General features: G+C 58.3%; 13 protein-coding genes and 5 pseudogenes. 9 read left to right on the plus strand and 9 right to left on the minus strand.

The features are described from left to right. The first annotated feature begins 967 nt into the window (after positions 1-967). From EOA78_RS00295 to EOA78_RS00315, 5 genes are read left to right on the plus strand one after another with little or no spacing between them, the layout of a single operon-like run. A complete protein-coding gene (locus tag EOA78_RS00295; protein WP_127313425.1) occupies positions 968-2,254 on the plus strand; it encodes a DegT/DnrJ/EryC1/StrS family aminotransferase in 1,287 nt (428 codons plus the stop codon). Positions 2,255-2,272: 18 nt separating this feature from the next. Continuing rightward, positions 2,273-3,028 (plus strand): aspartate kinase, encoded by a 756-nt coding sequence (locus EOA78_RS00300; protein ID WP_051695332.1) that lies wholly within the window; start codon positions 2,273-2,275, stop codon positions 3,026-3,028. Further along, entirely contained in the window at positions 3,025-3,855 is an 831-nt protein-coding gene (locus tag EOA78_RS00305; protein ID WP_245477072.1) for a nucleoside-diphosphate kinase, read from the plus strand. The genes EOA78_RS00300 and EOA78_RS00305 overlap by 4 nt, the downstream gene beginning before the upstream one ends. After that, positions 3,852-4,532 (plus strand): methyltransferase, encoded by a 681-nt coding sequence (locus EOA78_RS00310; RefSeq protein ID WP_127313426.1) that lies wholly within the window; start codon positions 3,852-3,854, stop codon positions 4,530-4,532. The genes EOA78_RS00305 and EOA78_RS00310 overlap by 4 nt, the downstream gene beginning before the upstream one ends. After that, positions 4,529-5,068, plus strand: coding sequence for a hypothetical protein (locus EOA78_RS00315; protein WP_126089924.1), 540 nt, complete (start codon positions 4,529-4,531; stop codon positions 5,066-5,068). The genes EOA78_RS00310 and EOA78_RS00315 overlap by 4 nt, the downstream gene beginning before the upstream one ends. A 577-nt stretch (positions 5,069-5,645) precedes the next feature. On the opposite strand, the gene EOA78_RS00320 is transcribed toward EOA78_RS00315, so the two are convergent. Beyond that, positions 5,646-6,434 (minus strand): MurR/RpiR family transcriptional regulator, encoded by a 789-nt coding sequence (locus tag EOA78_RS00320; protein WP_164783576.1) that lies wholly within the window; start codon positions 6,432-6,434, stop codon positions 5,646-5,648. A gap of 728 nt (positions 6,435-7,162) precedes the next feature. On the opposite strand from EOA78_RS00320, the gene EOA78_RS00325 reads away from it, so the two are divergent. The 3 genes from EOA78_RS00325 to EOA78_RS35745 all read left to right on the plus strand — a co-directional run bounded on the left by EOA78_RS00325 (position 7,163) and on the right by EOA78_RS35745 (position 9,964). Then, positions 7,163-8,029: a sulfotransferase domain-containing protein gene (locus tag EOA78_RS00325; RefSeq protein ID WP_108722861.1), complete on the plus strand. Its 867-nt coding sequence runs from the start codon at positions 7,163-7,165 to the stop codon at positions 8,027-8,029. A gap of 699 nt (positions 8,030-8,728) precedes the next feature. Then, the gene (locus EOA78_RS00330; protein ID WP_245477073.1) at positions 8,729-9,619 is read left to right on the plus strand and encodes a DsbA family protein; all 891 of its coding nucleotides are present in this window, start codon (positions 8,729-8,731) and stop codon (positions 9,617-9,619) included. Positions 9,620-9,823: 204 nt separating this feature from the next. Further along, on the plus strand, positions 9,824-9,964 hold the full coding sequence (locus EOA78_RS35745) for a hypothetical protein (protein ID WP_164783577.1): 141 nt from the start codon (positions 9,824-9,826) through the stop codon (positions 9,962-9,964). A gap of 401 nt (positions 9,965-10,365) precedes the next feature. Here the strand turns inward: EOA78_RS35745 and EOA78_RS00340 are convergent, their stop codons facing one another. Then, the gene (locus EOA78_RS00340) at positions 10,366-11,559 is read right to left on the minus strand and encodes a TlpA disulfide reductase family protein (protein ID WP_245477074.1); all 1,194 of its coding nucleotides are present in this window, start codon (positions 11,557-11,559) and stop codon (positions 10,366-10,368) included. Between the two features lie 715 nt (positions 11,560-12,274). Between EOA78_RS00340 and EOA78_RS00350 the strand changes: the two are divergent. Next, positions 12,275-12,596: pseudogene (locus EOA78_RS00350) on the plus strand (hypothetical protein); the annotation flags it as partial. Here EOA78_RS00350 and EOA78_RS00355 read toward each other — a convergent pair. From EOA78_RS00355 to EOA78_RS00380, 7 genes and pseudogenes are all read right to left on the minus strand, one after another. Continuing rightward, positions 12,593-14,043 (minus strand): annotated as a pseudogene (locus EOA78_RS00355) (NAD-dependent succinate-semialdehyde dehydrogenase). The pseudogenes EOA78_RS00350 and EOA78_RS00355 sit on opposite strands and share 4 nt — an antisense overlap. Before the next feature lie 714 nt (positions 14,044-14,757). Then, positions 14,758-15,255, minus strand: a complete 498-nt coding sequence (locus tag EOA78_RS00360) for a helix-turn-helix domain-containing protein (protein WP_236473726.1) — start codon at positions 15,253-15,255, stop codon at positions 14,758-14,760. A 19-nt stretch (positions 15,256-15,274) separates the two neighbouring features. Further along, positions 15,275-15,331: pseudogene (locus EOA78_RS37875) on the minus strand (hypothetical protein); the annotation flags it as partial. Positions 15,332-15,532: 201 nt separating this feature from the next. Continuing rightward, positions 15,533-17,371: a HipA domain-containing protein gene (locus tag EOA78_RS00365; protein ID WP_091595876.1), complete on the minus strand. Its 1,839-nt coding sequence runs from the start codon at positions 17,369-17,371 to the stop codon at positions 15,533-15,535. Positions 17,372-17,638: 267 nt separating this feature from the next. Further along, on the minus strand, positions 17,639-18,433 hold the full coding sequence (locus EOA78_RS00370; protein ID WP_329608241.1) for a pitrilysin family protein: 795 nt from the start codon (positions 18,431-18,433) through the stop codon (positions 17,639-17,641). 82 nt (positions 18,434-18,515) lie between these two features. Further along, a pseudogene (locus EOA78_RS00375) lies at positions 18,516-18,847 on the minus strand (insulinase family protein); the annotation flags it as partial. Between the two features lie 60 nt (positions 18,848-18,907). Next, positions 18,908-20,162 (minus strand): annotated as a pseudogene (locus EOA78_RS00380) (IS256 family transposase). Between the last annotated feature and the right edge of the window lie 45 nt (positions 20,163-20,207).

The following is a 20,207-nucleotide window of genomic DNA, read 5'->3' on the forward strand; positions in this document are numbered from 1 at the left end:
GGCTGCGGGTCCCGTGCGATATGATGCTGGAGGCGGTCAAGACACGCTTCGGATCGACGAGGGTGCCTCATCCGATCGAGACCTGTCGGAAAATGGCACCCCTACACCGGCAAGGAACACGCGCCTTCGCCTCTGCGCTGACCGCGTTACTTGCTCCACGCCCGTGAAGCGCCCCACTCCAGCGACGTGTCGGAAGCCTGGGTCAAAACCTTCAAGCGTGATTGCGTTCGCATCACTCCTTGCATGATCACCCATGGTTCTCCGCCAGATCGCCCGGTGGGATGACTACAACGAGATACATCCTCACTGAGCGCTCAGAATACGATCCCGGGAGAGGTCATTCTGACACAAACCCACTAGCCGGAGTGTTCGCGAAAGGGGCTACTAACATTGGACGCCGGCCCTCGGTCCGGCGAGTGCTTCAACCAATTACGGAAGCTCGGGGTGCTCCCAGCTCGCCAAGGTTGGCTGATTATCTGGCCCGCGGCTTTGGCTGGATGATATTCCTGCGCATCCGCGCTGCGCTTTTTATCTTTTAAATGGTGCCGGTACGAGAGGCTGAAAAAGCAACCGCGCGTTGTCACTTCCGATACTAAAATATCTCAGATAGGAGGCTAAAGGTAGGCGGAGAATAAATAATATATCCATAAATATATTTCAGAGGACCACTTCCCCTTCTTGTCAGGGGCTATTAGGTGTTGATTTACGAAGGAGGGACTGAATCGTTCAGCGAGTTCATTTCCGACGAGGTTGACGCCTCATACGCCGGTTGCGAGCTTGAAAGCTCTTTCCTGAACTCAACGTAGCGAGGGCGCTACGGCGCCCAGCCTGTTCTCAGGAGCGACTCTGCTCTTGTGGGTTAGCCGAGCCTCGTTGCAAGACGCAAAAGTATGCGAGAGACGGTTCGGTTCGGCTCGTGACTTCGCGAGTGGCCGATGGCCGATGTAACACAACCAGGCTTGATCATATGACCAAGGATGTAAGCTTAGCCACGGCAGCAAGCACACGATGCGTCCACCAGAAGGACACTTCTCTTGCGCTCTTTGGAGGAGATCCCACGGTGCCGGCTGGGCGAGTTGTTCTTTGGCCAGCTGCGAAACGTAAACATTTGAAGGCGCTCGCAAATGTTGTCGAAAGCGGCAAATATCATCGCGTCAATCACCCTATGGTGATTGAGCTCGAAAAGCGGCTAGCGGATTGGTCGGGTAACTGGTCTGTGCGCGCCGTTGGAAGCGGCACAGCCGCTATTCACGTGGCTCTCGACTACTACCGGAACCGAGGTCGCCGAGTCGTTACGTCGGCTTTGAACTGGCCGGGAGCCGTCGGCCCAATCGCGATCAGTGGACTCGAACCGGTCTTTGTCGATGTTGAGCCAGACCTTGCCGGAGTTGATGAGAAGATGGCGGCCTCCCTCATCAAGCCAGGTGACGCGGCGACGCTCATAACTCATCTGTTCGGAAATAACCTCTTGGTTCCCAGCTTGAGATTCGCGGCGCGAGCGCGAGGCGTGGCGATTATCGATGATGTTTGCCAATCAATTGGCGCTGCGAAAGATATTGTCAATGGAGCTTACTTGGAGAGCGATGCACTCTCTCTCTCCGGCAACGGAGCTAAACACCTCGGGGCAGGTGAGCTTGGATTTGTCCTGACGAGGGACCCTGCTCTGATCCACCATGTAGATAATGTTTCGCTGACAAGCTCGTCGCGATGTGGAGCTAGGATATTCTCCCCGAACTCCAAAGGCTACAATTACCGACCCAATGTATTCTCTGCTGCCATTGCTAATCACAGGCTCAAGCAGCTTGACCGGCAGCTTAAAAAAAGGCGAAGGAATGCTAGGTTCCTTTGGCAGGAGATTGGCCACCTCTCAGGGCTTCTGCCTCTTTTCGATCCAGCAGATCATCAACAATCGATGCTGAATCTCCCGTTGCGTCTTGAGCCGGAAAAGCTCGGTTTTCTACCTGGCCCTACGGCCAGGGATTTCATCATTAAGCTTCTTCAAGCCGAGGGAGTTCCCGTTGCGGTCTGGCTGACGAAGCCCGTCTTTGAATATCTGCCGGATATCTGCGGCCAATGGTCAAGGACCGATTTTCCAAACGCCATGAAGATATTGAACACCATGTTTTACGTGTCTGAGATCGCTCCACCAAACGACGTTGACGTGATGAAATTGTACGCGGCCGCGTTTCAAAAGGTCTGGGCAGCGCTTCCAAACCTAGCTTCAAAAATTCCTGAGATCGTATCTGTTGCCTGAGGGCGGGATGGCAAGCCGATGGACTGCTCAATAAAAGGTTTTCCACCATATGGCTTTTCGATTGTTCTCAAATTCGGCGGGAGCATCATGCGTGATCTTGCCGTGTGTAAGCTCGCACTGGCTGAACTTGAGCGTCTCGCCGATAAGGGCCATCGAATCCTACTTGTTCCAGGCGGCGGCATCCCGGACAAAGCAATTGAGGCGATTGATGCAGCCGAGCGATTAGATCCGTGTACCGCGCATCATGCGTGTGCTCTAGCACAGGACCAAACGGGGTATTTGCTTGCGGATGCCGCCTTCTCTTCCAAACTAGTTCCATCGGCCAGCCTAGGCGAATGCCGAACTCTCGCGAGACTTGGGAAGATTCCAGTGCTGCTGCCTTCCCGTTTGCTGTTTGCGGCTGACCCAGTGGAATGGAGTTGGGACGTCACATCCGACGCCGTTGCCGCGTGGATCGCTTGGTTAACTGGGGCACCACAGCTGGTGATTTTGACAGATGTCGATGGCGTGCATCGCGGTGGAGCAACCGACGATCCCGCTGCACTTATAGAGCAGATCGCTGCTCAAGATCTTGTCCTTCTCGGCCACACCTCGATTGACGCCTGCGCGGTCGAATTCATGGCGAAGAAAAGCCTTCCCGGCGTTGTGATTAATGCCCGTCATCCCGCTCGTCTCGCCGATTGGCTGGAAGGGAGACGCGTTAGAGCGACTAGGATCACCGTCGCGAGCAGGAAGGCCCATATCACAAGCGACCCTTTGGGGGGGGCGGCATGATGTCATCCACGGCGCTGATAGTGTATGGCCCGGAAGTCGCGCGCTCTGGCCTAACCTCGCTGCTCGACGAATTTATTCGCCGGCGAACCGGTTTGGAACTCTCGGAACGGTTCTTTTCGATTCACAGTCGCAAATCCATTGATGCGTTTTATACCCTTACCTGTTCCACCGGCGGGAAGCATTGGCCATTGGTGCTGGACTTATTCGACATGCGTCCGGTTTGCGCCACGATCTGGAGCGGACCTAATGCGCTGCACTTGTCGCAAAAACTGAAGGGTAACACACAGCCGGCCCAGGCTTTATGCGGCACCGTACGTAGTCTCTTTTTCTGCGATAATCCCGTGACGAACCTCCTTCATGTGAGCGATAGTCATCAAGTAATGGATGCTGAGCTGAGAATACTTAGGTGCCGGTCGTTGGGCGACGAAGCGACTGCTTGGATTTCTCTCGATTCCGGCTACATTGCCCATTCATCTTTCCAAATGTTGCTAAACGTTCTCGGCGACAGGGGAGCTGCGCCGATGCCGGACAATCGGAGTGATGGTAGCGCCTTTGCCCACGCAAGATTCTGTTACGACAGAGCACTCCTAACCGCAGCAAAGTCGGGCCTAACGACAGCCGTCCAGCGGTATTTCCAGGGGGATCGAGCCGGTCTAGAAGGCCTCTTCCGGTATGCACCCCTCCGCTCATCTTGGGACCGCCTCATTCTTGAGGCCGGTCTGTTTTCAATGCCTCTTTGGAATTGCTTACTGAAGCGAACCGTTGATGCCGTCGAGCCGGGAAAACAACCAGGCATGGCACCGCGCCGGAAGGCCGCAGAACAATGAGCGAACTTGATCGTATCAGGACAACGCTTCGGACAAGTCAACAAGCCACTTTCCCGCGTCAGATGCAGGCATTCGGACTGGATCTGGTCGTACAGGAAGGGGTTTTTCCTCCAGAGCACTTCCAGAGTTGGCGTTGGATTAGCGAGAATTTTCCCCCATTCGACGGAAAGACCGTCTTAGAAATCGGCTGCGGTTTCGGTCTTCCCGGCCTTCTGTTGGCAAAGACTGGCGCGCTGTCGTTGCTGACTTGCGACATCAATCCGAGGGCCGTCGCGAACACGTTGGAGAATGCTGCAAGAAACGGCATTAGGAACGTCGAAGTCATCGCAAGCGATATATTTACCAATGTTCCACCTGGCAGAAGGTTCGACATCATATTTTGGAACTACCCGTCGAGCTACGCTCCAGAAGATTACGAGTTTGTCCACGACCTCGAAGGTGGTGCGATCGATCCAGGGTACAACTTGCTCGAGAGATTTCTTTCAGATGGCCCAAGATTCCTTACGGAAACAGGTCGTATCGTTCTTGGGTTCGGCACTAATGCCCGTGACGACCTTCTTGAAAAGATTGCGGGTTCAAATGATCTCACATCTGTGCTTCTGCGAGCCGGGACCTATCCCGACGTCAACGTAACTTACAGGCTGTTCTCAATATCAAAGAAGGCCACAAGCGCATGATGCCCGAGCTGATGCGCATTGCGTTAGTCGCCATTTCGCGCAATCGGAGCAAAGATAGCTGGGTAGCGGGCAGTAGCGTCCTTTCTCAGTTCATCCAGCGTGCGCCGAACGACATTGACATTCATCATGTCAATTTGGCCGCATTCACTCAGGCTGTGGATAAGGATACCAGGGCTCTGGCGGATGCGGGGTTCTCCATTGCCACATCGCGACCTGCCGACGCGGAGCTGGAGATCGTATTCTTGAGATCGAACGGGACCCTGGCGATAAATTGGGTTCTCGAACAGGAACGACCGACGGCGTTAATCAACGATCCGCTTTTTGGGACAAGGGCGAGTTTCGCGGACGTCATCGCGCGAAAGGTCGAGATGCACCTGGAGAACCACCATTCGAAGCACAGGGATGATCTCCTTGCACTCCTGGAGCATTCCGCCTCAATCTCGGCCGAAATGAGTCTGGACCAATTGGTTGGTAGCATCTCCGCGCTAGACCTCGCGAAATACGTCAATACCAACCTTCGTGGCAGCACCCGATAGATGTCAGCCCCCAATCTCCCAGGAATTCCCGAACACCGTGGCAAACGTAGAAGTGGACATGGAAGAAGCTCGACCTGGTCCACCGATCTGCCGACCGGCAAAAGGAGCCGCTGACTTGCTGTCGGTGAAGAAGGAAGCCAGGATCTTGCCTGCCTTCCTGCGTCCCACGCTGCTGCGGCCGACCCATGCCCTCTCGAGGCCCTCCAGCGCCACTCAGTCGGCGAGCGCGCCGTCGAACCTTGCGCATGGACCGCCTAGGGCACGGAGTCGACCTGGTGCTGCAGCCTTGCCAACGACGAGGAACCTGCCTTGTCCTCCGGTTTGATCCCGGTGTAGTAGTTCGTCAGCTTCTCAATTGTTGAAGCTTCCCCTATGATCACCAAACACCCCCGCGCCGTGGCAAGAGGGTTGCTCGGTGAGTTCGTCGTTTCCATGTAACAAGCACGCAGTACGCACAGTCGAAAGTGCGGTTCAAGTTTATCGCTTCAATGGCTCGTGCACGCGAGCACGCGCGACGAAGACCGAGGTGGGATCCGGAAATAACCTCGGAACTGCCCGAATTGGCCTTGGTGGGGATTCAGACTTCCGCCATCTGCAGACACTGGCAAAGATATTCGCTCAGCAACACCAGAGGCGGCACGTGCATCGCCGACCCGGCCTGTGGCCAAGCCTCAGCCGAGGTAAACAAGACCACCTCGTCCGCAGTCCGGGCGATCGGGCAGTCAACGCGGGTCGTAATGGCAACCGTGTATGCTCCGGTTTCGCGCGCAATGGCCAGAAAATCCTTGGTTTCCACAGTGTGGCCACGCGACGAAATGCCAATGGCGAGGCTCAACGAGCCAAGCCCTCGCGCGAGAGCGTGAGACACGGTGGCGGACCCCGAGCAATGTGCGGGGAAACCTAGGCAGATCAGTCGCATGGCCAGAATATCAGCGCAGACGGATGACGGCCCCGTGCCGAACAGTTCGACGCGTCGGGCCGCTCGGATGCGGTTGGCAAGCCCACTAATTTGAAGGTCGTCAAAACCACGCGCGGACGCGGAAATTGAGTTTTGTAAAGCAGAACTGAGGATGGCGATCCGAGGAGCTGTGTCTACAGCTTCTGATGGCGCGCGTTCAGCCAGTTCGCCGCTCAACTTCCGCCGCTCAATTTCGCCGCTGAGCGCAATCTTAAACTCGCGAAATCCCGAGAGTCCCAAGGTTCGGCAAAATCTTACAATTGAAGCAGAACCGGTAGCGGTGTTGCGCGCAAGGTCGGCAATGGACAGCGCCAGAACAGCCTCGGGGTCTTGTGCAACATACAGAGCTATACGTGCGAGCGCATTCGGAGCCGTGTTAATTGCATCATAGATGATGTCTAGCAGCAATTTCTGTGTATGTCGGGGCTTCCGCATGTGTCTTAGTGTTCGTTCCAAGCTGGCAGTCGACCCGCGAAGGCCTAGCAAAGCCCTGCATATTCGAGTCTCGCTGACGGTTCACTGACGCAGATCATAGACAAGGTCGATATCGGATTCCGGCTGCCGCTCCGTTCGCGCCCATGTCTCGGCAGTCGGGGCAATGGACGCGAGGGCATGCGCTCGGCCGCTCGCGAGGCGGTCTTGCGAGTGGCCTCGTTTAACGACGTCTCCTGGCCCGATGCTGTCAATGGAGCTTACTTTACTGGCTGCGCATGCGCCGCGCAAACCGTGGTGTCCTCGTCGTCAGGGCAGTGGGGACGACTGCACGGCAACGCAAGCGGTGCCGTCTGGGAAAATATATTCATTAGTATATTGGCGACATAACCAATCTTACTTGCGTTCTTCTATGATTAGGTTCATCGTCCGATCGAAACCGGGGGCATGACAAGGTGACTACATCTCTAGGGAACGCCGACGTGGCGTTTGGTAAATAGCTCATCTCAGCAAGTTGGCCACGAGCTTGCCGATGCCACCCGTACTAGCGGTTCGTCTCGCGGCTAGCGCATGCGACGGGCTTTACTTCTCTGGTACGGCAACAGAGGGCGCGACTGCTTGGGGTCAAGCTGGTCAGGAACTTGTCCTGTCGCGCATTGGCTCCGGCTGTTTAAAAAAGCCGCTGCAACAGTGAGGAAACCACAATGTTTCACCCGCTTCCAGAAGAGCTGCGCGATATCGCGGGTCAACCCTTTCCACTTTATCCCTGCTCGAATGAATCTTGGTCAATCAAGCCGACGGCCGGCCGCTCAAGCTCGCGGGTTATGATATGTTCCATTCCGAAGGCGGGCACCCACCTATATGCCCGTCTGCTTGGACTGCTCGGGCTTGTACAGTCCGATGTGTTCTTTAATAAAGACTATCTTGGAGACTTCCGCTTTGTGGATGTCGAGCGAGCTCGCTTCACTCATTCCGAAAATATTCTATGGATACCGATCGAGATATCCTCGCGCTTTATTCAGCCCGGTCAGTTTGGCTATGGGCATCTACCGTGCGACATCGGCACTCGCCATTGTTTAGCGGATTTCAAGATCGTCTTTCTTTCGCGCGAAATGCGTGCGGCAATTGTGTCGCAGATGCGATATGTAGGTGACAGCGATTGGTGCCCGCCTGAGAGGGCTGAGATTACGTGGCGCAATGAGCCGGACGGACCTGACAAAATGCTGAAGTACTTCGATGAGATCGCGCCTTTCATTTTCAATGATCGCTGCCATCCAGTGGCACCGTGGGCGGATCAGGAGAATGTTCTTGGATTGAGCTATGAGCAGATCATAGGCGACCAAGGACGCGAAGTTCAGCTCGAGACCATTCGCAGAATTGTAGAGTTTTGCGAGATCGAGCGGCCGCCGCAGCCTGAGCTGATCTTAAACCAGCTAATCGGACAGCAGACCTTCACCCTGTCCAGCGGGCGAACTTCGTGGGAGGCTTGCTGGAATGCCGAGATCGAGGCGCGGTTTACCGCGCTGGGAGGGACGAGACTCAACGAGCGATTCGGATTTGGTTCGAGATAGATTTCAGGCTGTCGCAGAGCCCGGCGATGGCAGGTACGCTCGGAGCCGCTCGCCGGACGTTTATGCGAGCGATATTCTGGAAAGGCGCGCTGACCACTGCCCACCTGCCGCCCGCGCAATCACTTCCTGAAGTGCCGACATCGCGATTGGCGCGGGGCTTGCAAGGACCCTTGGTGCAACGTTCGACCGGAGCGCAGCGACGGGAGATGCCCGGGAGGGAGGAACCTGCCTCGATCCGGTTAGGAGACAAGAATTGTTGAATATAATCCCGCACACCGCAGCGCGAGTCCCGCGCGCCCTAAGCCCTCTTATCCCAGCTTTACGTGCAGGTGTTTGCTGCAGTCACGCTCAGCCATCGCACTCGGCCGCCTGAAGTCGCTCGGCGAACGGCGACCGCGGGGGCAGTTCGCACGCACACAGCGCCGCTCACGGATGGGTCGGCTGTTGGGCCCAGCCATCCCACCGCATCTCTTCGAATAGCACGAGCCCCTTGACCTCCCGTCATCCGCGAACAGCGGGTGAGGCATTAAAGCGGTGCCCCCTTTGACGTCAAAAGGCCAGCCGTTGCCGCCCTGCCGTTCACTGTTAATTGGAGCCTAACCATGCCTTACGCCAAAAGCCGGCCTTATCGCTCTTTCAGCCCTAGCCCTGCTTTTTTTCGGGCTGGCGACGCAATATGGTCCAGTTGCCAAAGACTACGTGCGCCAGCATGAAAACCATAGCCGGCTCGTCGCGTTTTGGCGGAAGCTCATTCCACAGCGGCGCGACGCACTCTTAAACGACGCCGCTGCGCCAACTGCTGGCAACCCGAATGGCGACGTCCCTCTCGTCTTATTTTTGGACTACAACTGCCCGCGGTGCCGGGCGGAAGACCGTACAATCCAGCAAGCCCTCAAGCATGATCCCATGCTGAAGGTTGTCTACAAACATTGTCCGGGCAAGAGACCGGGTTCCAAATTTGCCGCACTGGCGGCGCTCGCCTCCAGCAAACAGGGAAAATATGAGGCGTTCCATCACGCCCTTATGGCTGCTCGCGGCCAGCTCAGCCAATTCGACATCTTGACTATCGCACGACACGTTGGCCTCGAGGTTGAGCAGCTCAAGCGGGACATGGAAGACCGCGCCATCGAAAACGTCCTCGAGCGCAATTGCGCGCTCGCCAAGGAGCTGTACATCAACGTCACGCCGGCGTTGGTTCTCGGCGACGAAGTGATTTCAGGTGTGCTCAAGATTCACACGCTGGAACGCTTCATCGCCAAAGAGCGGGAAGAAGCTAAGCGTCGTGCCGGATCACAACTTCGGCATTTTGACAGCGTGGCGGCCGGTGCGATCCCGTTCTTTGGCCACGAGTGCCGCTTCTCGCGCCGGGCCAAATCTCTTATATGGCCCGGCAACGCGGTGCTAGCGTGCAAAGTCCTGCATTCAGCTCGCTTTCCTCAACTTGGCCGAACGCGATCGCACAGCTCGGGATCTATTCAGCCGGTCCTGGTGTTTCCGTTCCGCCATCGGCGTCTTTCACCGAAGCCTCGCCAGAAGATAGGCGGGAGGCGCGCCGACGCCTGCTTCAGATCGCGGCCGGCGCGACGATGATCGTCATGGGCTCTCGCCCCCCTGGGGTGATCGTACAAGTCCCGATTGTCAGAAGAATCTGTTGACGTGGACGCCTCGGCGCCAAGCTCGCGCCACCTGTCGACAGCGCGGCCCTTGGCGTGTTGGATAAAGCCGCAAAGCGGTTGCAAGAAATCCCGTTCGGATTGACGAAAATGACGGTGGCCGCACCCATGCACCTCGATCATGCCATTCAAGGCCGAGGCTCTGGTCGAGGTCACCTCATTGAGGATGACGGCGGCCGGAATTGCCTGGATCAAGCAGCCAATCGTGGTGCGCGACACCTCATTTATTGAATTGAGGGTGGCGCCGGCGTTCCGGCATTGAAGTCCTGATATCAATTGTGCGACAGGCTGCCTCATCGAACCGCTGGCGGAGGCAAGCGTGGGCTGCAGCACCAGATCACAGGCATGCCGCCAGGCGAGGCCATCCCATGTGCTTAATGGCCATGCCGCCAAGATCGAATTCGCTACCCGCATGAAACCTCGGTGTGGTGGAGGTGTTGAGAGGCACCTGCGCCAGGCTGGCGAACGGTTAGAAGCGGGCAAAACCCGTAGCTCAGCTCATAGCCCGCCTAAACAAAGGCGGGCATCTTAGAAGGCCGCAGTCCTTCGGACTTAGGTCCAAAAGAGCGGCCCAGGTGATTTCGCAAGCCGGGCGGGGGTTTGCGCCGTTCGCATCAAGAGCTGTCCGCCCGGCCAATTCTGTCCCTTACATAAACCTGACAATCAGCCGCAAACGGTATACCAGCTGTCGAATCGGCCATTGTTTGGAACCGCACACAGAGCGCCGTAACAAACCTTCTCACCCTTGAAGTAGGCCAGGAACTGCAGTAAATGCGATATTTCGCACTGTTCATCTTCGTCCCGGATAAGCTCCGGACCGCCCTGCGACTTCAGTGCCAGCTCGATCAACTCGATCGCCCGATCTTTGTTGCCGCTCTCGTGATAGTACAGGGCTGCCAAACGATAAGGCAGGAGCTTACGTTTGTCGCTTTCCGGGGGATTCAGTGCCAGGATGTGTTCGGACAGCTGTTTTCCCATCGCCAAGCGCTCAGCAGACGGAAAGTGCGAATGGTCAAGGTTCGGAAAGAAGAGCTCGTCTAACGCCGCAACCATCCAATTCTCGGAGTTTCTGTTGATCGCGTCGCGAACGAATTGGCGCATGACGGGCAAGCCGACCTGCATGTCCTTCATTTTGTGAAGCAACAGATTCACATGAGAACGGCGGAAACCGAGGTTGTCCGGCATCAAGGCGATGCCTTCTTCGATCGCCGAGAGCGCCGTCTTCCAATCCTTTTTCTCCACCGCCGCCCGATATCTGTCCTTGATCGGCTTCTTCAGCGCTTGTTCGCGCGCTATGGGTTCGCCTTCCGCGATCCGCTCCGCATCGGCGGATTTTGCCTGATCGCTGGTGCGCCAGCTGCCGTTAAGCACCTTCGGCAAGACCTCATCGAGTTCCGTCGGTTCACCAATAAAGGCGATGCAGCCGTCTCGGTCGACCACGAAACTGGTGGGAATCCAGAAAGAAAAGCTGGGCTCCAGCCAAAGCTTGTCCATTTCGCCTGTGGAGTCGAATGCGATCCGATAGTTCAGATTCGGGAACTTTTCCGTCAACCAAGCGTCCAACGTGCTTCGGGCCTCATCGGCCGTTGGAGCGCGTTCACTAGCCGCGACTCCTACGATCTCAACGCCGCTTTCCCTGTATTTCTCCTGCAGCTGCATCAGATGGGGCATCCCGTCCACACACGAACCGCACCAAGTTGCCCAAAATTCGACGATGTACACTTTGCCGGGCTCGAAGCTGGTGAGGGGCTCGCCACGCAGCCAGGTTTCCGCTTGAATCGAAGGAGCCGGGGACTCGATCTGCAACACCACGTTGTTCTCCAAAGCCGTTGTCAAAGGTTGTGAGATTTTCTGCACGAGCTTATTTCCCTCTCAGAGACGGCACACGGTTCAGGGGAGAGAACATCCTCGTCTGCTCCATTGCATACCGTCCTGCTGCAAGCGTTGCAAGGTCCATGCCAGCGGGCTCAGCGCGCAAGTGCATGAATATGCTTTGAAAACCCTCCGCAGTGCCCGGATGGCGGTTGGATTGAACCTGACAAGTTTCTGCCTTTGTCAGGTTTTGAACGCGCATTGCCCGTGTTTCGCGCCGCCAGAAAAGCGTGGCCCATCCGCACGATCCTGAAGCCCAAACCGTCGAACACGTGCGACACCGCCGCAATATGTCGTGCCATGCATCGATGCCAAGCGCCTCGGCGTTGAGCTCGCAGCACGCCAGAACATCATCGACGAGACGTTCAAGCTCGACCCGGGAACGGGAAAACGGCCCGAGGTTTGGCCTTGGTCGGGACGGCCGAACGGCAATATCGCCGAGAGGGAAAGACGCAGAAGAAGATCATCACACCCGGCGAGCCGAAAGTGTCGGCAAGCCATCGCAGAAGGCAGCAAACATGCAGGCCCAGACGTATCGCTGGGCGATCTGAGGGAGTGGCATACGTTGCGCGCCTGGTGCAGAAATTGCTCGCATCATGCCGAAGTAAGGTCGGCCGCGCTAATCCGCCGGTATGGCAAAGGCGCACTATTCAGCACGGTCGAGGGCACTTGGTTGCCCGGGAATTGAACCGGCTCATCACTGGTCAGTGATAATGCCAGCCAGTTCATCTCGAACGCCATCCTCTCCTGCGCGGATCAGAACCGGTCGAATGGCATTCCATGCGCATGGCAAGCATCGCTATCGCCTGTGGCGCGCCGACTGCAACACCGCGCGGCCGCACTCCCAAATCGCCTGGCAGACACCGGCCAAGTTCGCCACCACCTTCAATCCGCGACGGTCGCTCGCGCTGCGCTATGCGAAAGGCTCCGCGCCAGCCCCCGTCGCTTCACCCGCCCAGCAGCGCACAACCCACGCCGGAAACGAACCCAAAACTGGAGAAACTCGGGGCGACGTCATTTAGATTCCACCCATGCAGAGGTACTTCATTTCGAGGTAGTCTTCGAGCCCGTGGCGGGAACCCTCCCGCCCGATGCCGGACTGCTTCATGCCGCCAAAGGGCGCCGCTTCCGAAGACATACGCCCCGTATTGATGCCAATCATGCCATATTCCAATGCCTCGGCCACGCGCCAGACACGCCTCAGGTTCGAGGCATGGAAAGGTGGCGAGCCCGTAAATCGTGTCGTTTGCCTCACAGACAACCTGATCCGCATCGTGGAAGCGGATGATCGGCGCCAACGGCCCGAAAGTCTCCTCTTGCGCAACCGCCATGATGCTGGAGATCTCGGTGAAGGCTGTGGGTTGAAAACGTTCGGCCCCGCATCGAATTATCCCACCCTTAGCAACGGCATCTGCGATGTGGGACTCGATCTTGGCCAAAGCATGCATGTCGATGAGTGGTCAGACGTCCACTCCCGGAGCGAAGCCGTCGCCAACCGATAAGTGCCGGACTTTCTCCACGAACTTCTCGACGAACTCATCGTGAACGCTCGATTGGACGTAAAGCCGGTTCGATGAAACGCAAGTCTGGCCGGCATTGCGGAACTTCGCCTGGATCGCCCCGTCAACGGCAGCGTCAATATCCGCGTCGTCGAAGACGATGAAGGGCGCATTGCCGCCGAGCTCGAGGCTGACCTTCTTGATCTAGTCCGAGCACTGGCGCATGAGCAGTCGGCCAACCTCGGTGGAGCCTGTAAAGCTGATGTTTCGGACCTTGGCATTGGAGCAGAGTTCGCGGCCCCACGCGATCACCTTCGGACGCATAGACCAGGTTGACAACGCCGTCAGGAAAGCCGGCTTGCTGCGCGAGGGCAAACATTGCACCTGCCACGAGCGGCGTCTGTTCAGCAGGTTTGAGCACGATCGCGCAGCCCGCCGCCAGGGCCGGCGAGATCTTGCGCGCCACCATCGACGCTGGGAAATTCCATGGCGTAATCGTGCCGACGACACCGATCTGCTGATTGATCACCATCATCCGACGGTCTGTAGACGGTGCGGAGATCGTCTCGCCATAGATGCGATTGGCTTCTTCGGCGTACCATTGCAGATACGCGGCCGCATGCGAAACCTCCGACTTGGCTTCGGCAAACGGCTTGCCCATTTCCGCAGTCAGAATCGCGGCGAGATCGCCTGCATGGCGATGATCAGCTGATGCCATCGCCAAAGAAGGTCGCTGCGCTCTCGGGCGGTCAGCGCCGCCCATCCAGGCTGCGCGACATAGGCCTCGTCTACCGCAGCCCGTGTCTCCTCCACGCCCATGTCGGACGTCCTGCCAGCACTTCGCCGCTCGACGGGTTGAGGACCACAAATGACCGCTCGCGAACTGACGTGCCAAGTGCCGGCAGGCGATGGACGGCGCCAAACAGGTCCGGGGATTTCAGTGGCGGATCATCGGCAGGCACAGGGGCAAACCGGGTTCCTCTCAAAGGCAGCTGATATGTATAATCGGCAGAGCCTCGGCGTGTACTCCGCACCTGCGGGTCCTTATAGGGCCTCGGCCATACGGCTGGTAGACCATCCACTCAACTTGAAAGGGAGAATTCTTGAACGCTTCTGGTCGATGGCTTGCGGTTCTCATCAGGTGCAAACTGAACAATGGACATCGGCTTCCCGACCGCGCGTACCGGCCATCGGTCCGAATAGCAGCAGTGCAGCCAAATGCCTTTTTTGAGCATCATCGGATTGAAATTGCTTTCAAAAGTCCTCGATCTTGCCGCCCCCCATCGCGAGCGCCACAAACGGGCGTGGAAAATCAAAAGGGACCACAATCGAGAATCAGCACGGTGATGCCTTCTTTGCGACCGTAGGCACGCAGATCATCTGCCAGCTGGGCTCGGGACCGTGCAGGTCGCGCCCCAAAAAACGAGAAGGGGGGTCGTTGTGGTGGAAGAGGTCGGGGATTTTCGAAAGAGCGTCGTTTACGGCGGGTCGTCCCTGTAGAGCATTCCCCTCGAATGCGACCGCCTTCAAAGGAGGACTTGCCATCGACGCCACGCTGATAACCGCTGCTGGCAAGCTGGAACTCAATACCGGTTAATTGCACTGAGGGCGGCGGCAACCACCCCTCGAAAACTTTTTGCCCGGGGGCTTAAGCTCGGAAAGAGTGTTCCTTATCATATTGTGTTCAAAGTAAATGGACGTGGTGCGTTTCGTGGGTTGAATCACATAAAGTAGTCTGTGTTAACGTCTGCCAAACCACGTTCCCTTGCCGGTTCCATGTTGGGGCTAGATGGTTTATTTCGACCAGGGTTGCCACATGTTTTTTGACGGTGTTCCGGTTTGCACCGGTCAGGTTGACGATCTCGCCAATGGTCATTCGCCCGCGCTCCTTGAGGGCTTCAACTAGTTGAAGGGAGAATTCCGGAAGCGTACCGAGCACGAGACGCTCGCGCTCGATTTTCTTCTCAAGCCGCTGCTTTTGCTGCTGAAGAGCGCGCAGGAAATAAACAGCCCAGCGCTGCCAATTAGGCCTCGGACTGCGGATCGTTTTTTGAGTTTGCCGAAGCGCCAGATAGTAGCCCTCCTTGCTGTTCTCGATCACGCTTTCGAGCGAAGAGTAAGGCACATAAGCATAGCCACTGCGCATCAGCAGAAGCGTCGTCAGAACGCGATAGCCTTCCATTGCCGTCCTGGAATGGATGGATCTCCAAAAAGACCACCGTGAACATTGCCACGACGAGCAGAGATCTCGACCGCATCGACTGCGCCAGCCGACGCCCGGAGGGATTGTGCAGACGATCGAGCGGTTACGTCGCCGGCGCTAGAAAATAGGCCCTCCACTGAGCATCTATCATTAGCCTGAACTTTCGAGCCCTTGCCAAGCTTTGTCGGGGCGGTCTCGCCCATCACGGCTGGGAAGTGCGGTCCATGGAAACCGGCGTATCAGTTAGATCGATCATCTATGCAAACCCTTCGATGCGTTCGTGGACAATCGCGCGCATTTGCTCCGCCATCTTCGCGCCTTGAGAGCCGTCTGATAGAGGCGGCGGCAATTCGAGGTGGTTGAGCGCGCGTGAGAGGGCTGCAACAAGATCGTCGATGCTGGTATCCGCATCGGCTGCCTTGAGGCCAGCCGTGCTCGCGAAAGCCTTGAAGTCGGCGCGCCGCAGACGATCGTCCTTGCCGTTCAGCTTGAGGGCCATCCGGTCTTTTTCGAGGCGTGGAAACACGCGAGTCGTGACCGCGTCGTAGAGCGGAGCCATGCGAACTGAGCTGAATTGCGTGCTGCCGGGCTCTGCGATTTCCAGCAGTGCCATGTTCTTCAGGTGCATGTCGCCATCGGCGATCAGCCAGGCGAATAAGGATCGCTTCAGGACAAGCAGGACGTCTTCTTCGGGAGAGGTCGATAGCGGCCTTAGTGCCCGCGCGATGCGCTCCATCGTGCCGTCGTATTTTGCTTCGGTGGGCACGCCAAGTACCGAGCAGAAGTCCTCAAGCGCGAGCAGGTGTTTGTCCTCGAGGCTCGTTCTGATATCGAACCGCTCCACGAGTAGCGCCGGAGGCATCCCGTCAGGCATCGGGACGAGCGCTGTCGCGGGCGTCTTGAAACCGGCCGCGCTGCCCAAAGCGAGCGACTGCCATTCGATAACTGGCAGGGCCTCAAATCCGCCCGTACCCGCAGGTTTGAGAATGTGGGTAAAAGGCCGGCCGATACTGGGAGAGAGGGTGCCATCCGCACTGAGGAACATAGGCGCTTTGATCTGAACACCCGAAAGGCGAGGCGTATCAGTACGCTCGAATATCTGTGCGAGATTGCGTTCGAAACTCTGCTCCAGGTCGCCGCGACCCGGCCCTGCATACTGGCCAGTGAAGACAGTGTTTCTAGTGAAGCCATTGAGCCGGGTTAACAGGATGTCGGGCGGCAGGGCGGAGAGATCGCTCGCACGCTCGACGATGGTGATGTTGGACATGTAGCGTTTGCCCGAGCGTAGCGTCGCGCGCTCGTCGCGGTCGTTCAACACTGACTCAAGCCAGCCTTCAGGCAGCAGCGACAGAATGAAAGGAGGGAGCTTGCCCGGCGTGGTCTGGCGAACAAGTGGCGGGCCCTGATCGTCTGCATTCCAGCGCCACTCAAAACCATCATGTGTGAGATTTCCGAGCGGAGCGCCGTGCCACGCCACGATCAGATCGAGCGCGGCTCCGTTGCGTGCCGGTTCTGTGGTCAGTGGAGGGCGGAGGAAAAAGCGCTCGGCGTGCTCGCCCTCGCGATACCACTGGTTCGCGCGGGCAAGCGCCCATGTCGCGTCGGCAGCGCCCTGGGCGCTGCCGTATTGTTCTATGAGGCGGTTCGCGATTGCCTCGCGCATCGTCTCGCCGATGGATGCCGCGTGTTCGCTGCGCAGGCGGAAAGCTTCGAGGAAGCGCTGGCGCATCGAGGAGACGTCGATCCGGAATTCTCCCATTCCATCATCGACAATCGCTTGAGCGACTGATGGGTGGTCGGGAGCTGCGTTCTGAATGATTTCCAGCAAGCGCAAGCGCCTGCGCTGTATTCGTCGCCCGCTCAGGAACAGGCGGCCATCCCGGGTCGGGCCGAGAAGCACAGCGCTCGCCGCCGATAGGTAAGCGTTCGGATACAGGTATTTGGCGATGCGGACGGCGTGCTTGAGTATCGTGGCCTCGATATCCTCCCCGGCATCGACATAGATGCCGCGCATTAGCTGGACGAGCTTGCCCGTTTCAGCCTGATAGTGGCTGCGGGTTTTATCGATGTTTTCCCCAACGAGGTGAAGGGCCATTTTCTAACTTTCCCGTATCTGAGATACGGGAAAGCTAGCATAATCCGCTTCATATTCAAGAGTTTCTAACTTTCCCGTATTTGGCATACGGAAAAGTTAGAATACTTTCTCGGAACGACGGCGTTCTCGGGTCGGGAATCGAACCACGGGAGAGAACCTGGTCTGCGAGGGCGAGCAGGCAGAACTCAAGGCGTTCATTCTGCCACACCATAGTCGGATCAGCCACACGTAGGTCGGCGAGTCCTTCAGCTATTGTAGAGCGTGGGATTATTCGCTGTCACGGGCCAACGCCCATAATCGCGGGCTCGGCCGAAAGCAGCTTCTTCGCCGCCGCCCTGCCTGCTCGAGGATCACCTGCTCGATGAGGGCCGGGCGGCGCTGGATGTAGTCTATGCCGAGTTTGTCGAGCTGCAACCCGACAAGCGTGGCGGAAATCGGCCTGGAGGAACCCAGATTGTCGATAGCATAGGCGCCGATCAGATACTTCTTGCTCGCTTCGAGTTCGGCCGCTGTTGGGCCTGTGTCCACCAGCTCCTTGATTAGTTGTCTTATCAGGTCGAGCGTCTCGGCCGCCCTGTCGGCGCGCGTCGACGTCGTCACGACAAGCATGTTGGGCTGGTAGTCTTCCAAGCTGGACGAGACACCGTAGGCAAGGCCGCGCTTTTCGCGCACTTCCTGGAACAGACGTGAGGTAAATCGTGAGCCTCCGACTATATCGTTCATCAGCTGTCCCGCGTAGAATTCCGGGTCGTTGCGTCCCATGGCGGGAAAAGCCAGCTGGAGCGAAGTCTGGGGGAGGGCGTTGCGACCTGCGTCCGCTCGCCGCTTCGGGGTGACATCAGGTACGGGGGCGAGCGCCTGTTTCTGAGGCAAATCGCCGAACAGCTGGTCGAGCCTTGCTCTCAGGGCTTTGGCATCTATGTCGCCTACGACCGCCACATGCAGCCCGTCGCGGGCGAAAGCGGCTTTGTGGAAGGCGCTTAGATCGGCGGGCGTTACGCTGGTCAGGCTCCCTTGGGCGGTCTCGAATACGGATGCGTGCCGTAGAGTCCGCGCCGCCAGGCCAGCTCGGGGATCGCGTGAGGTTCGCGCTCATCGGCAATGATTTCGGAGAGAAGCTGGGCGCGTATGCGGTCGAAAACTGCTGGTATAGCCGGCTGCGGGTCCCGCCGCCGAGGATGTCGGCCAGCAGTCGAGCGCCTCGGCCTCGCCGGGTGCGGCCGTATGATAGGACGGCACCATCCATTGCGTGGAAAAGCGCGGCACCGAATTGCGCACGCCGGTCAGCGTCACCGTGCGCTTGGCGTTTTGCTCCGGCTCGACTGGGCGGATGCGGGTTAGACCAGGAGCCGTCGGCACGGTTCCCTACGTCTTATCGGCCAGCGCCTTGACCGTTTCCGGCTCGACATCGCCGGCCACCACCAGGACGGCGTTGCTGGGCGTGTAATATTTGTCATAGAAGGCTCTGGAGTCGGTGCCGTAGCGGATCGTGTTGGAATTTGGCGGAGCAGCCTCCGGCAAATTGAGGTTATCGGTTCATGCGGCGAGGTCAATCTGCTGATCGAGTGGCTTGGCGGGGAGCGTGTGCCATCCGTCGATTTTTCGCATCGAGATTTCGCCGGACGCAATCAACGCCCAGAACAACATTGCCGCGGTTTCGGCCGAAGGCAGCACGGTCTGGGTCTTGATGCGCCGCTTGAACTCTTCATGCAGACGCTCAATCGCGTTTGTAGTTCTGGTGCGCTTTTCCACTGGCTCGGCGGCAGGCGCGTGAAGGCGAAGAGGCGCTCACCGGCCTCCTCCAGGCTGTCGGCCACCGCCCGGCACTTGAGCCGCCATTTGCGCAGGAACGCCTTGCGGCGGCTCTCGATCTCCTCCGGCGTGGCCGCGTAGATCATGTCGGTGTAATCGGCGCTGATCTCCTTGTGCAGGCGCTCGGGAGCGTGGGCGAGCAGGTTGCGGTGCTTGTGAACCGTGCATCTTTGAACCGGCACCCCGTCCCACAGCCCAGCGATCGCCCCGTCCAAGCCGGGTGCGCCGTCGACGATGAGGAACTCAGGGCGGCGGAGGCCGCGTGCGACGAGATCGTCGAGGATCGCCCGCCAGGCCTCGGTCGTCTCGCCGCCCATGTTCTTGACCGCGAGCAGGATCTTGTGGCCGTCCGCGCGCACGCCGATGACAACGAGCAGCGGGATCGAGGTCGCCTTGCGGTCGAGCCTGACACGAACCACCGTCCCGTCGAGGATCAGGCGCACGATCGGGCTCGTCGGCCAGCGAGCGACCCTTCCAGGCGTCCCAGTCCGTCTTCACCTTGCGCCAGGTGCGGCTGACGACGTCCTTGCCGATCGCGCCGCCGAACAAGGCGGCAAGCGCACGACGGACGCGTCGCGTGTTCGTGCCCGCCAGGTAGCTCGACGCGATCAGTGCGTCGGCGGCCTTCGTGCGCCGCTGATAGGCGCGCAGAGCCTTGCTCCTCCATTCCACCGTCTTGTCCTCGTCGACATCGAGGCGCGCCCGCGGAACCGTGATCTCAGTGGTGCCGAAGATCCCCGTCAGCGTGCGCGTCCGGCTGCCGTGGCGGTGGCCGGCGACACCGGTGATCTCATCACTGGCGCGCCGCCGGCTGCCGGCCATAACGGGGACGGGCAAGCACCGCTTCCAACTCGGTCTCGAGCATCGTCTCGATGAAGCCGCGCACCCGCTCGCGCAGGCCAGCTTCGATCGGATCAAACCAGTTGTCGAAAAGATAGCTCGTCGCCTCATCCCCCGGATGAACGGCTTCGGCTTTCATGGTAGTCCTTGTCATGGCGTAGTCTCCTGTCCGGCACCGCAAGGC

The sequence above is a fragment of the Mesorhizobium sp. M5C.F.Cr.IN.023.01.1.1 genome, from assembly GCF_003997585.1.
Taxonomy (GTDB): domain Bacteria; phylum Pseudomonadota; class Alphaproteobacteria; order Rhizobiales; family Rhizobiaceae; genus Mesorhizobium; species Mesorhizobium wenxiniae.